Source organism: Nocardia sp. NBC_01377, assembly GCF_045040005.1.
Classification (GTDB): Bacteria; Actinomycetota; Actinomycetes; order Mycobacteriales; family Mycobacteriaceae; genus Nocardia; species Nocardia noduli.
Genome location: NZ_CP109566.1, coordinates 5,328,705 through 5,341,390, shown reverse-complemented (window position 1 = coordinate 5,341,390; position 12,686 = coordinate 5,328,705). Strand labels below are relative to the sequence as shown.

Genomic DNA, 12,686 nt, shown 5'->3' with positions numbered 1-12,686 from the left:
TCAGCGGACAGCGGTAGTGTCTGCGGCGTGACGACAGCGCCCGAGACCGCCAGTTCAACGACGAACACCGAAACGCCGGCCGCCGCACCTGCCGCCGCCGTGCCCACCGCTCTGGCCAGCGTCGGCCGACGCATCGCCGAGGAACTCGGTGTGCGCGAGAGCCAGGTCAGATCGGCCGTCGAATTGCTCGACGCCGGTTCGACCGTGCCGTTCATCGCGCGGTACCGCAAGGAAGTCACCGACGGACTCGACGACGCGCAGTTGCGTCAGCTCGACGAACGCCTGCACTATCTGCGCGAACTCGACGAGCGTCGCGGCGCGATCATCGAATCCATCAAGGGGCAGGGCAAACTCGACGACGCGTTGCTCGGCCAGCTGATGACGGCCGAGACCAAGGCCCGCCTCGAGGACATCTACCTGCCGTACAAGCCCAAGCGGCGCACCAAGGCCCAGATCGCCCGCGAGGCCGGACACGAGCCGGTGGCCGACGCCCTGATCGGCGACGCCGCCACCGACCCGGCGCAATACAGCGCCGAACAGCTCGACGGCGCCCGCGCGATCCTGGTCGAGCGCTTCGCCGAGGACGCCGATCTGGTCGGTGAACTGCGCGAACTGATGTGGAACCGGGGTCGGGTCGTCTCGTCGGTGCGCCCGGGCAAGGAAGAGGCGGGCGCGAAATTCTCCGACTACTTCGAATTCAGCGAGCCGTTCGCGAAACTGCCGTCGCACCGGATTCTCGCGCTGCTGCGCGGGGAGAAGGAAGACATCCTCTCGCTGCAACTCGAAGCCGATACCGAAGAACTCGAACCGGGCGAGCGCACGATCTACGAGGGTCGCATCGCCGTGCGATTCGGTATCGCCGACCGTGGTCGCCCCGCCGACAGCTGGCTGCTCGACACCGTGCGCTGGGCTTGGCGCACCAAACTCCAGGTGAGCCTGGGGATCGACACCAGGATGCGGTTGCGCCAGGCCGCCGAGAAGGACGCCGTCGACGTCTTCGCCACCAACCTGCGTGATCTGCTGCTCGCCGCGCCCGCGGGCACCCGCACCACGATGGGACTCGACCCCGGCTACCGCACCGGGGTGAAGGTCGCCGTGGTCGACGCCACCGGCAAAGCGGTCGCCACCGAGGTCATCTACCCGCACAAGCCGCAGGGGCAGACCGAGAAATCCCTCGCCGTGCTCGGCGCCCTCGTCGCGCGCTTCGGTGTCGAACTCATCGCCATCGGCAACGGCACCGCCTCGCGCGAAACCGACGCTCTCGCCACCGAACTCATCGCGCGCATCCCGGAGAACAAGCCGACCAAGATCGTCGTCTCCGAGGCGGGCGCTTCGGTCTACTCGGCCTCCGCCTACGCCACGCAGGAACTTCCCGATATGGATGTCTCGCTGCGCGGCGCGGTCTCCATCGCACGCCGCCTCCAGGATCCGCTGGCCGAGCTGGTGAAGATCGATCCGAAATCCATCGGTGTCGGCCAGTACCAGCACGACGTCTCGGAGACCCTGCTCGCGCGCTCGCTCGGCGCGGTGGTCGAGGACGCGGTGAACGCGGTCGGCGTCGATGTCAACACCGCCTCGGTGCCGTTGCTCTCGCGCGTCTCCGGTATCGCCGGTTCGATCGCGGAGAACATCGTCGCGCACCGCGATCAGAACGGGCCGTTCCGCAGCCGCACCGCACTGCTCGCCGTGCCGCGCCTGGGGCCCAAGGCCTTCGAACAGTGCGCGGGCTTCCTCCGGATCCGTGGCGGCGACGACCCGCTCGACACCTCGGCCGTGCACCCCGAGGCGTATCCGGTGGTGCGGCGCATCCTGGAGTCGACGGGCAGTCCGATCACCGAACTGATCGGCAACACCCCCGCGCTGCGGGCCCTGCGGCCCGCCGAATTCACCGACGAGACCTTCGGTGTCCCTACCGTCACCGACATCATCTCCGAACTCGAGAAGCCCGGCCGCGACCCGCGTCCGGAATTCAAGACCGCCGAATTCGCGGCGGGTGTGGAGAAGGTCGCCGATCTGGAGCCGGGCATGGTGCTCGAAGGCGTGGTCACCAATGTCGCCGCTTTCGGGGCCTTCGTCGATGTCGGCGTGCACCAGGACGGCCTCGTGCACGTCTCGGCCATGTCGCACAATTTCGTCAAGGATCCGCGCGAGGTCGTGAAATCCGGCGACGTGGTCAAGGTCAAGGTGCTCGAAGTCGACGTCGCGCGCCAGCGCATCGGACTGTCGTTGCGCTTGGACGACGAGCCGGGTGTGGCCGCCAAGCCGGAACGGGGCGGCGGCAATCGCGGCCAGGGCGGGCGCGGCCAAGGCCAGCGCGTTCAGCAGGCCGGGCAGGGCGGCCAAGCGGGCCAGGGCGGTCAGGACAAGCGGCAGGGCGGTCAGGGCAAACCGCAGCAGGGCGGCCAGGGCCGTAATCAGGGCCAGGGCCGCAACCAGGGCAATCAGCGCCGTAACGCGCCCGCGCCGACCGGATCCATGGCCGACGCCCTGCGTCGCGCCGGTTTCGGTCAGTAGGCACCGGACCAGAAGCGGAGGATCAGGCGGCCATGCGCAGATGGCTCGAAGACGATGTGATCGCGCCCGGCCGCCTGCCGCTGCTGTGTTTTCTGCTCGGCTTCATCGTCGGCTTCCTCTTCATCCGGCTCAGCGTGCGGCTGATCAGGAAGAAGGTGCGCTGGTGGCCGGGCAATCTGAGCGCGGGCAGCGTGCACGTGCACCACATGGTGTTCGGCGTCGTCCTGGTACTCGGCTCCGGCCTCGGCATGATCGCGGTCTACGACGACGCCGACAATCTCACCGCGAGCCTGCTCGCGGCGTCGTTCGGCATCGGCGCCGCCCTCGTCCTCGACGAATTCGCGCTGATCTACTACCTGCGCGACGTCTACTGGGAGGAACAGGGACGCACCTCGGTCGACGCGGTGTTCGTCGCGCTCGCGGTGACCGGCCTGCTGCTGCTCGGATTCCATCCGCTGTCGCTGCTCGAGATCAACGATTTCCGCAGTTCGATGGGGACCGAGGCGCGCACCGTCGTCAGCCTCTTCGCGGTGTTCAACCTGATGCTCGCGGCTATCGTCATCGCCAAGGGCAAGATCTGGACCGGCCTGTTCGGCATGTTCTTCCCGCCGTTGCTGATGGTCGGGGCGTTCCGGCTGAGCCGTCCCGGCGCGCCATGGGCCCGCTGGCGCTACGCCGACCGCCGTCGCATGATGTATCGCGCCATCGTCCGGGAACGTCGCTACCGCAGGCCCGTGATCAGGGCGAAGATCTTCATCCAGGATCTGATAGCCGGGAGCCCCGATGTCGAGCACGTGCGGGTCGCGGCCGAGGCCGAGCTCACCAGGACGGTGGTGCCCGCCCCGCCGTCCCCGCACCCGCATCACCTACCGTGGGATCGCAAGTCCGAGCATTGAGGACCGCGCCGCTCCGCGCGTCGACGGCCACGCCTCCGGTGGGGCGATTTTTCCCGCGTGTCCGTGGTCTGGCACAATGCATGGGTTGCCCTGGGTGCATGTCGACCCCGGGAGCGTCCCTTGATTCGGAGCATGAACCGGTCGCGCAGTCATATGCCGCCAGGGTCCTCTGTTCGCGCAAACATCACATAAGGATGGACATGAACACCCTTGACTTCGTAGACGAGCAGTCGCTGCGCAGCGACGTCCCCGACTTCCGTCCGGGCGACACCCTCAATGTGCACGTGAAGGTCATCGAAGGCTCGAAGGAGCGCATCCAGGTCTTCAAGGGCGTCGTCATCCGACGCCAGGGTGGTGGCATCCGCGAGACCTTCACCGTCCGCAAGGTGTCCTTCGGCGTCGGTGTCGAGCGCACCTTCCCGGTGCACACCCCCAACATCGACCACATCGAGGTCGTGACCCGCGGCGACGTCCGCCGGGCCAAGCTGTACTACCTGCGTGACCTGCGTGGCAAGGCCGCCAAGATCAAGGAAAAGCGCTGATCTTCGTCGCTTGACACCTCGGGCCGGTGAACTCCACGGCCAACCCCGGCGCCTCGGTCGCGCCGCGAAGTTTCCTTCTGGCCCGGCACCGGACGAACTGTCCTGGTGTCGGGCTAGTCTGTTCGGCGTGGCAAACGAAAGTGGGTCGGTGGAGGTGTCCGGATCGGACGACGAAGGGGCTTCGCGCAGTCGCGGTCGATCGCACCGGAAGAAGTCCAAGAAACAGCGCCCGTTCTGGCAGGAATTGCCGATCCTGATCGTTGTCGCGGCGGTGATCGCCGCGCTCATGGTGAGTTTCGTCGGGCGTCCCTACGTCATTCCGTCGCAGTCCATGGAGCCGACCCTGCACGGTTGCCCCGGCTGCACCGGCGACCGCATCTACGTCCAGAAGCTGACGTCCTACTGGAGCGATCCCGAGCCCGGTGACGTCGTGGTCTTCGTCGGACCGCCCTCGTGGAACGACACCTACACCTCGATCCGTTCGGACAACGCGGCCGTGCGCGGCGTGCAGAACTTCTTCGCTTTCTTCGGATTGGTACCGCCCGACGAGAACGACCTGGTCAAACGGGTGATCGCGGTCGGCGGCCAGACGGTGCAATGCTGTGACGCCGAGGGGCGGGTCATGGTGGACGGTAAGCCACTGGACGAGCCCTATGTCCAGTTCGACTACAAATGGGTTCCCGGTCAGCAGAACGCGAGTTATCCCCACGGGCGAGTATTCGGTCCGGTGACCGTGCCCGAGGGCAATCTGTGGGTGATGGGCGACAACCGCAACCAGTCCCGGGATTCCCGCGCCCACGTCGGAGACGAATTCAACGGCACCGTGCCCTTGGACAACGTCCGAGGTAAAGCCGTGTTCAAGATCTGGCCGCCGAGCCGGATCGGTCCGATCAAGTCGCAGGATCCCCAGACGAATTGAGCCGGTCGCGGATCACCGAAGTGGCGGCGGAATAATCGAACTGTGGGGCAGGGTCCAGAAGCTGTGATGCCGAGTACCGGTTGGCCGCCGCGCGTGGTGATGCGCCGTGCGGGCGGACTACGCACCTTGGAAGCGGCGCTGATACGCAACGGCCTCGGTCCGGTCGCGGGCGTCGACGAGGCGGGGCGTGGGCCGTGTGCCGGACCGCTGGTCGTCGCGGCGTGCCTGCTGGCGCCCAAGGCCTACGACAAGCTGGCCGGGCTCGACGATTCGAAGAAACTCAGCGAGGCGACCAGGGAGGAACTGTTCCCGGTCATCACCCGGTTGTCGCTGGCCTACGAGATCGTCGTGGTCCCGGCGTGGGAGATCGACTCGATCGGCATCCACGTCTCGAATATCGAGGGCATGCGCCGCGCCGTCGCCGGGCTGAAGCAGACGCCCGGATATGTGCTCACCGACGGGTTCCGGGTCCCCGGCATCCCGGTGCCGTCGCTGCCGGTCATCGGCGGCGACGCGGCCGCCGCCTGTATCGCGGCGGCGAGCATCCTGGCGAAGGTCACCAGGGACCGGATGATGGTCGAATTGGACCGGCGCCTGCCCGGTTACGGTTTCGCGGCGCACAAGGGCTACAACACGCCCGAACACACCGACGCCCTGCACAGGCTCGGGCCGAGTAACGAACATCGCAGATCGTGGCGCAATGTCAGGGACGCGATGGGCCTGCGGCCGCCGGACGCGGCGGTGGATTACACCGACACGATACTGGCGTCGGGCCCCGCGAAGGGCTCCGGGGACAGCCGAGTGGCTGGCGATGCCGCTCATGCGAGATGATTGTCCGCATGCGACGCAGCGGTTTGAGTGACGGGCCAGGAAGCGGCAGCGTGCGTTACCACGAAGGGCCCCACGAACACCGCACATCGAACGCAGTGCGGCGAGAAGGAGGACGTCCCACCCGATGAGTGCCGAGGACCTCGAGAAGTACGAAACCGAGATGGAACTGTCCCTGTACCGCGAGTACAAGGACATCGTCGGTCAGTTCTCGTACGTGGTGGAGACCGAGCGCCGCTTCTACCTTGCCAATTCCGTCGAGCTGCGTCCGCAGAACGCCGACGGCGAGGTGTATTTCGAAGTGCGGATGAGCGATGCGTGGGTGTGGGACATGTACCGCCCCGCCCGCTTCGTCAAACACGTCAGGGTGATCACCTTCAAGGACGTCAACATCGAAGAGCTGGAGAAGCCGGACCTGCGGCTTCCCGAGTGATCGCGAGGTAGCCGCCGGGCGAGTTGTCCACAGCCCGGCCGCTATCCACAGGGCAGGTGTTGTGCCTGGTCGGCGGCGATGACTCGTGGCCGTCTCGGGTGATGCTGTCCGGGTGGCAGACAAACAGACGCTCGGCGCGCAGGGGGAGGAGCTGGCGGCACGGTTCCTCGAGGCCGCCGGAATGCGGATCATCGAGCGGAACTGGCGGTGCCGATACGGCGAACTCGACCTGATCGCCCGTGATCGCGAGGTCACCGCCTTCGTCGAGGTGAAGACCAGGACCGGCCTCGGCTACGGCACTCCCGCCGAATCGGTCACCTTCACCAAACAGCAGCGTATCCGCAGACTGGCGCTGACCTGGCTGGTCGAGCAGGAAGGGCCGTGGCGCCACATCCGTTTCGACGTCGTCGGGGTGTTGCTGCGCCGCGGCTACCGCCCCGTCATCGAACATCTCGAGGGGGTGTTCTGATGCCGCTCGGTCGCGCCAACTCCGTGGCTGTCACCGGGGTCGACGGGCAACTGGTCGAGATCGAGGCCGATATCGGTCAGGGTCTGCCCTCGGTGAACCTGGTCGGCCTGCCCGACACCGCACTCCAGGAATCCAGGAACCGGGTTCGTTCGGCGGTCGCCAATTCCGGCGAGAAGTGGCCGGACGGACGTGTGGTGCTCGCGCTCTCGCCCGCGACCCTGCCGAAGATCGGCAGCGTCTACGACCTGGCGCTGGCCGTCGCGGTACTCGACGCGGCGGGTTCGGTACCCGCCGAGCGGCTGGCGAAGACCGTCCTGCTCGGCGAACTGGCCCTCGATGGCCGGGTGCGGCGGGTGCGCGGCGTGCTGCCCGCGGTGATCGCGGCGCGCAACGCGGGATGGTCGACCGTCGTCGTCCCGGCGGGGGCGCTGGCCGAGGCCGGATTGGTGGACGACATCGAGGTTCTCGGCGCGACCGACCTGCGCGCCGTCGTCCGGTGGCTGCGCGGCGCGGGCATGCTGCTCGAACCGGACGTGACATTGCCCGACCTGCCCGTCCCCGGCGGTGACCTCAGCGAGGTCGTCGGTCAGGAGGAAGCGCGGTGGGCACTGGAGGTCGCGGCGGCGGGCGGACACCACCTCCTGCTCACCGGTCCACCGGGAATCGGTAAAACCATGCTGGCGCAGCGGCTTCCGGGTCTGCTTCCGCCACTGACCGAATCCGAATCGCTCGAGGTGACGGCCATCCACTCGATGGCGGGAGCCCTGTCGGGCGACCATCCGCTCATCACCGCACCGCCTTTCGTCGCCCCGCACCACTCCACCTCGGCGACCGCCATGGTCGGCGGCGGCTCCGGTTCGGCACGCCCCGGCGCGATGAGCCGCGCCCATCGGGGCGTGCTGTTCCTCGACGAATGCGCCGAGCTGGGAACCAAGGTGCTCGAAGCCCTGCGTACCCCGTTGGAGGAGGGGGAGGTGCGGATCGCCCGGCGCGACGGCGTGGCCCGATACCCCGCCCGATTCCAACTCGTACTGGCCGCGAACCCGTGTCCCTGCGCGCCCGCGCGCGATATCGACTGCATCTGCGCGCCCCTGGCCCGCCGTCGCTATCTGGGCAAGCTCTCCGGCCCCCTGATGGACCGCATCGACCTCCGCGCGCGCTTGCACGGCGGGGCCGGCACCACCTTCGACAGCGAGGTGTCCGAGAGCAGCGAGGTGGTGCGCGCCCGGGTGACCACCGCCCGCCGCGCCGCCGTCGACCGGTGGCGCGAGTACGGCTGGACCACCAACGCCGAAGTCCCCGGCCACGCGCTCCGACAGAAATTCCCGCTGCCGAAGGACGCCGTCGCGCCGGTCGAAGCGGCGCTGCGTGTCGGCCGGATGTCGGCTCGCGGCGCGGACCGGGCACTGCGCGTGGCGTGGACCATCTGTGACCTCCGTGGTGGTGAACTGCCCACCGCTCGGGACGTGCTGCTGGCCCTCAACTTCCGTCAGCGGGATGCGCAGTGAGCGCGGACAGGCTCGGCGTTCCGGCCGGTGTCGGGAACGTGGAGTCGGTAGGTGGGCCGACGGTTCTCCATCCTGGCTCGCGCACGATCGACCTGGACGCCGTCGCGGCCGACGAGCGGCGGCTCGCGTGGGTGTACCTGTCGCGGGTGGTGCAGGGGCCGTGCGCGGCACTGTCGGCCTTGATCGAATCGGTCGGACCGGTGGAGGCGGCGCGCGCGGTGCGCGAACGCGATCTACCGGAATCCCTACGCGGACCGACCGTGCAGCGGCGTGACAGTGACTGCGCGGCAAGGGATCTCAACGCGATACAGGCACTCGGTGGTCGGGTGGTGACGCCTGACGATCCGGAATGGCCCGCCTGGCGGATGCTGGGATTGGCACAGTTGGAGACCGGCCGGGATCAGGACGGCGCGGTCCCGCTCGTGCTGTGGGTGCGCGGATCGCGATCCCTGCTCGACGCCACCGAGCGCGCGCTGGCCGTGGTCGGCGCGCGATGCAGTACCGGGTACGGCGATCGGGTGACCGGCGAGATCACCGGAGATCTCGCCGCGCGCGGCTGGACGATCGTGTCCGGTGCGGCCTTCGGAATCGACGCGATGGCGCACCGGGCGGCGCTGGCCGTGGGCGGCACGACGATCGCGGTCCTGGCCTGCGGTGTCGACAAGCCCTATCCCGCGCAGCACGACCGGCTGCTCGCCGAAATCGCCGACGTCGGATTGGTGGTCAGCGAATATCCGCCGGGCACGGTCGCGCGCAAACACCAATTCCTGGCCAGGAACCGAATAATCGCCGCCCTCGCGGACGGCGTACTCGTGGTCGAAGCGGGCCTGCGCAGCGGCGCGCGGAACACCGTGAAATGGGCACGCCGAATGGGCCGTCCCGCACTCGCGACACCCGGCCCGGTGACCTCGGCCGCCTCCGTCGGCTGCCACCGCATGATCCGTGACGGCGAAGCGCTGCTGGTCACCCGAGCGTGCGAGGTGATCGACGAGGCAGGCCCACTACGCCTGTCTCTGCCCGACGCCTCGCAGACATCGACCGCCCCGGCCGAGGCACTGACCGGCACCTGCGCCACCGTCTACGCGACCCTCCCGACAATCGGTGCCCGCCTCCCCGCCGCCCTTGCCGCGCAGACAGGTCTACCGGTACCGGAGATCCGCGCCGTGTTGACCGAACTGGAACTGGCAGGGCTGGTCGGACTCGACGACACCGGCTGGCATCGTGTCCCACCCGGCCGCGGCACGGGATAGGTGTGGGGTGCGAAGGCGTGGGTCGTCGCGTGCTGACCAGCCTCCTGGACCCGGCACGATGAGTGTGGGGCCGCCGGACGGTCCACCTGCTCGAACACCCCGGCGGCGAACGAGTTCTCGAGGGATCACCCAGACCGGGCGACCGACGAAGGGATCGGCGTGTGCGAGAGCGGGTTGTGCGCCGATCAGCACCGCGACCAACACCGCGGCGCCGAGGCCGGACAACCTCACTCGACCACAGACCGTGCGTGTGGCGGTGCGATCTCGTGTGTGCGCAGGGCGAAACATCGGGTTGCGGCGCGGGGGCTTGCGAAGGCGGGGGTGTGGGGTGACGGTGGTGGGGTGGAGGAGTTACCGGAGGATCTGGGTGCGTTGGTGCGGGAATACGGGCGGCATCTGCGGTTGGGGCGGAACAGGTCGGCGCATACCGTGCGGGCCTATCTCGGGGACGCGCGCTCGCTGTTGGCGCATCTCTACGCGCAGTCGGCGGATTCGGCGATCGGGGAGTTGGATCTGAGTCTGCTGCGTTCGTGGCTGGCGGCGCAGTCGGCGGGAGGTGCGGCGCGCACGACGATGGCGCGGCGCGCGTCGTCGGCGCGCACGTTCACCGCGTGGCTGACCGCGAACGGCAGGCTCCCGGTCGATCCGGGGCTGCGGTTGGGTTCGCCCTCGTCGCATCGGGTGCTTCCGGCTGTCCTCGGGCAGCGTCAGGCCGTCGGTGCGATGGAAGCGGCGCAATCGGGTGCGGCCCAGCAGGATCCGATGGCGTTGCGGGACCGGCTGATCGTCGAGTTGCTGTACGCCACCGGGATCCGGGTCGGTGAACTGTGCGGGCTCGATGTCGATGATGTCGATCGGGAGCGACGGCTGGTGCGGGTGCTGGGCAAGGGGAACAAGGAGCGGTCGGTCCCGTTCGGCGGACCCGCCGACGAGGCGATCGAACGGTGGCTGCGTTTCGGCCGCCCGTCTTTCGCCTGCCCGGATTCCGGTCGCGCCCTGCTGCTCGGCAGGCGAGGTCGTCGGCTCGACCAGCGTCAGGCCAGAACCGTTGTGCACGAAGTCGTTTCCGCGATTCCGGGCGCGCCGGATATCGGGCCGCACGGTTTGCGGCACAGCGCGGCGACGCATCTGCTCGAAGGGGGCGCCGATCTTCGGGTGGTCCAGGAACTGCTCGGCCACGCGAGTATGGCGACGACCCAGCTCTACACCCACGTGTCCGTCGAACGATTGCGGAAGGTGCACGACCAGGCTCATCCGCGCGCGTGACATTCCGGCGGAACGGCGTGTGACGCTCGAAGCGAACTCGTATTCTGAAACGAGTTCTAACTTTGGGAGGATCCATCCGGATGAGCACGCATACCGTCCTCGGTCGCGAAGTCCAGATGCCGGTGCGGATCCGGCACGCGCGCGCCTTCATGGCTACCTATCGCGTTCCGGCCGACGCCGCGCAGCGACTCATCGACTATTCCGGCCTCCGCGTCCTGCGGGTGCCGCGCGATCGGGCCCTGTGCATCCTCGTCTTCGTCGAGTACATCGACGGCGACCTCGGGCCGTACAACGAATTCGGCGTGTCGTTCATGGTTCGCCACCATGCCGCCGCGCGGGATGGTGGCCTCGCGGACCTGCGGGCCCTCGCGACAGGGAAGGCGGGTGTCTTCATCCACCAGCTGCCGGTGGACGGCGATTTCACCCTCGCCGCCGGACGCGGGATCTGGGGGTTCCCGAAGGAGATCGCGGAATTCGACGTGAACCACGAGGGCGGTCTCCGGCGCGGCGTTCTCCGCCAGGACGGCGACCTCGTCGTCGACCTCTCGGTGAAATCCGGTCTGTCCACGCCCGGTGGCCGCGGCGCGGGGACCTCGTTCGATGCCTATTCCCATATCGACGGCCTGACCAGGTGCACGGCATGGGAGATGGGGCCGTCCGGTATGCGGGCCCGCCCCGGCGGTGTGGAGTTGCGACTCGGCGACCATCCGATCGCCACGGAATTGGCCGGTCTCGGACTTCCCACCCGCGCGCCGATGGCATCGACGGTCGATCGCCTCACCATGACCTTCCAGGACGCCGTCCCCGTGTGAGGGACCGGGGAACGCGTAATGTATTCGGCTGTGACCGACGGGTTCTCGGCCGAGGGAATCGAGGGGATCGCGGCGGCGCGTTTGCCGGTGCCGCACGGCGTAGTGCGTGGACGGTCACTTCCCCCGGCGTTAGGCTGACGTAGCGGTGTATTTGCTCCGATCCGGAAATCGACAAGGGATGGAGACGTCCATGAACCCGGAGGTCCGGCTGCGTCCAGCGGTTCGTCCCTCTGGAGTGCGCGAATGCCGGTCGTACCCTGCGGAATCGCTCGGAGATTTTCCGCGGATACGCCGGGACCCGAGTACGCCCGAGTCGGTGGGCATGCCCGTATCCGGCAACTATTCGGACAACATCGAGTGCGACCTTTCCCTCGCGCGGACGGTCCGTGAGCGACGACCGCTGAACGTGGTCGGCGACGGATCGGCCCGCCACGCCCGGACGCGTGCGGCACCTATGTCCGGCACCCGCCCGTTCGTCCGCGGATCCGGTGTCGGAAGTGGAGCGTCATGACCCTGCCGAGCCCGGCAGAGGAGTCCGAGGAAGGCGAGGAGGAGGTCGACTACCGCTTCACCCTCGCCAACGAACGAACCTTCCTGGCCTGGATGCGGACCGCGCTCGGCTTGCTCGCCGGTGGTGTGGCCGTACACACCCTGGTCCAGCCCATGCACCTGCCCGGCATCCGCCGGGCGATCGGGATGTGCTGCCTGGTGCTCGCGGTGATCGTCGCGGTGGGGGCCTACGGGCACTGGCGCGGGGTGCGCGAGGCGATGCGGCGTGGTCGGCCGCTTCCGTCGACCCTGCTTGTGCCGATCCTGTCGGCGGGTATCACCGTCGTGTCGGTGCTGGCCTGCGTCGCGGTGTTGCTGCGATGACCGCAACAGGTACACCGCCGCCCGGCGCGGGCCCCGATGTCGGATTGGCCGCCGAGCGCACCGCCCTGGCCTGGCGGCGCACCGCCATCTCGGCGATGGTGATCGCCGTCCTGTTCCTGAACCACGCCGCGATCAACGGGTGGCGCGCGTTCGGAACCGCGCCGCTGGCGGCGGCGGGCACGATGATCGCGCTGGCGCTGCTCGGATTCTTTCGCAGCCGCAATCTGCGCGCGGGCCGCCACGACATCGAGAACGGCGCGATCGTCATGGCCACGGTGGCGGTGGTCGTGGTCGCGGGGATCGCGGCGGGTCTGGGATTCGTGTATCCGGGGCCGTGAGGAACGACAGGACGGTATTCGGCAGAGCACAGGAGGAC

Annotated in this window: 13 protein-coding genes; all 13 read left to right on the top strand. The window is 68.4% G+C overall.

Annotated elements, in window-relative coordinates; all coding sequences use genetic code 11:
* The first annotated feature begins 27 nt into the window (after nucleotides 1-27).
* The 13 genes from OG225_RS24550 (at nucleotide 28) to OG225_RS24490 (ending at nucleotide 12,648) form a co-directional block, all read left to right on the top strand.
* Complete coding sequence (locus OG225_RS24550; protein ID WP_405177447.1) at nucleotides 28-2,514, top strand: Tex family protein; 2,487 nt, start codon at nucleotides 28-30, stop codon at nucleotides 2,512-2,514.
* A gap of 32 nt (nucleotides 2,515-2,546) precedes the next feature.
* On the top strand, nucleotides 2,547-3,410 hold the full coding sequence (locus OG225_RS24545; protein WP_405177446.1) for a hypothetical protein: 864 nt from the start codon (nucleotides 2,547-2,549) through the stop codon (nucleotides 3,408-3,410).
* 200 nt (nucleotides 3,411-3,610) lie between these two features.
* The gene (gene rplS / locus OG225_RS24540; RefSeq protein ID WP_109529704.1) at nucleotides 3,611-3,952 is read left to right on the top strand and encodes a 50S ribosomal protein L19; all 342 of its coding nucleotides are present in this window, start codon (nucleotides 3,611-3,613) and stop codon (nucleotides 3,950-3,952) included.
* Between the two features lie 148 nt (nucleotides 3,953-4,100).
* Nucleotides 4,101-4,871, top strand: coding sequence for a signal peptidase I (lepB, locus tag OG225_RS24535; protein WP_405183357.1), 771 nt, complete (start codon nucleotides 4,101-4,103; stop codon nucleotides 4,869-4,871).
* A gap of 66 nt (nucleotides 4,872-4,937) precedes the next feature.
* On the top strand, nucleotides 4,938-5,702 hold the full coding sequence (locus tag OG225_RS24530) for a ribonuclease HII (protein ID WP_405177445.1): 765 nt from the start codon (nucleotides 4,938-4,940) through the stop codon (nucleotides 5,700-5,702).
* A 124-nt stretch (nucleotides 5,703-5,826) separates the two neighbouring features.
* Nucleotides 5,827-6,132 carry a DUF2469 domain-containing protein gene (locus tag OG225_RS24525; protein WP_011210678.1) on the top strand — a complete coding sequence of 102 codons (306 nt, stop codon included), beginning with the start codon at nucleotides 5,827-5,829 and terminating at the stop codon, nucleotides 6,130-6,132.
* A gap of 112 nt (nucleotides 6,133-6,244) precedes the next feature.
* Entirely contained in the window at nucleotides 6,245-6,601 is a 357-nt protein-coding gene (locus OG225_RS24520; RefSeq protein WP_216917679.1) for a YraN family protein, read from the top strand.
* On the top strand, nucleotides 6,601-8,109 hold the full coding sequence (locus OG225_RS24515) for a YifB family Mg chelatase-like AAA ATPase (RefSeq protein WP_405177444.1): 1,509 nt from the start codon (nucleotides 6,601-6,603) through the stop codon (nucleotides 8,107-8,109). Before OG225_RS24520 ends, OG225_RS24515 begins: the two co-directional genes overlap by 1 nt.
* Before the next feature lie 86 nt (nucleotides 8,110-8,195).
* A complete protein-coding gene (dprA, locus tag OG225_RS24510; protein ID WP_405183356.1) occupies nucleotides 8,196-9,359 on the top strand; it encodes a DNA-processing protein DprA in 1,164 nt (387 codons plus the stop codon).
* A gap of 342 nt (nucleotides 9,360-9,701) precedes the next feature.
* Nucleotides 9,702-10,625 (top strand): tyrosine recombinase XerC, encoded by a 924-nt coding sequence (locus OG225_RS24505; RefSeq protein WP_405177443.1) that lies wholly within the window; start codon nucleotides 9,702-9,704, stop codon nucleotides 10,623-10,625.
* Between the two features lie 80 nt (nucleotides 10,626-10,705).
* A complete protein-coding gene (locus OG225_RS24500) occupies nucleotides 10,706-11,437 on the top strand; it encodes an acetoacetate decarboxylase family protein (RefSeq protein ID WP_405177442.1) in 732 nt (243 codons plus the stop codon).
* 507 nt (nucleotides 11,438-11,944) lie between these two features.
* The gene (locus OG225_RS24495; RefSeq protein ID WP_216910740.1) at nucleotides 11,945-12,310 is read left to right on the top strand and encodes a YidH family protein; all 366 of its coding nucleotides are present in this window, start codon (nucleotides 11,945-11,947) and stop codon (nucleotides 12,308-12,310) included.
* The gene (locus OG225_RS24490; protein WP_405177441.1) at nucleotides 12,307-12,648 is read left to right on the top strand and encodes a DUF202 domain-containing protein; all 342 of its coding nucleotides are present in this window, start codon (nucleotides 12,307-12,309) and stop codon (nucleotides 12,646-12,648) included. The genes OG225_RS24495 and OG225_RS24490 overlap by 4 nt, the downstream gene beginning before the upstream one ends.
* The last annotated feature ends 38 nt before the right edge of the window (nucleotides 12,649-12,686 follow it).

Coding starts and splice junctions, on each gene's coding strand:
- OG225_RS24545 (WP_405177446.1), top strand. CDS start 2,547: ATGCGCAGATGGCTCGAAGACGATGTGATCGCGCCCGGCCGCCTGCCG.
- rplS (WP_109529704.1), top strand. CDS start 3,611: ATGAACACCCTTGACTTCGTAGACGAGCAGTCGCTGCGCAGCGACGTC.
- OG225_RS24530 (WP_405177445.1), top strand. CDS start 4,938: ATGCCGAGTACCGGTTGGCCGCCGCGCGTGGTGATGCGCCGTGCGGGC.
- OG225_RS24525 (WP_011210678.1), top strand. CDS start 5,827: ATGAGTGCCGAGGACCTCGAGAAGTACGAAACCGAGATGGAACTGTCC.
- OG225_RS24515 (WP_405177444.1), top strand. CDS start 6,601: ATGCCGCTCGGTCGCGCCAACTCCGTGGCTGTCACCGGGGTCGACGGG.
- OG225_RS24500 (WP_405177442.1), top strand. CDS start 10,706: ATGAGCACGCATACCGTCCTCGGTCGCGAAGTCCAGATGCCGGTGCGG.
- OG225_RS24495 (WP_216910740.1), top strand. CDS start 11,945: ATGACCCTGCCGAGCCCGGCAGAGGAGTCCGAGGAAGGCGAGGAGGAG.
- OG225_RS24490 (WP_405177441.1), top strand. CDS start 12,307: ATGACCGCAACAGGTACACCGCCGCCCGGCGCGGGCCCCGATGTCGGA.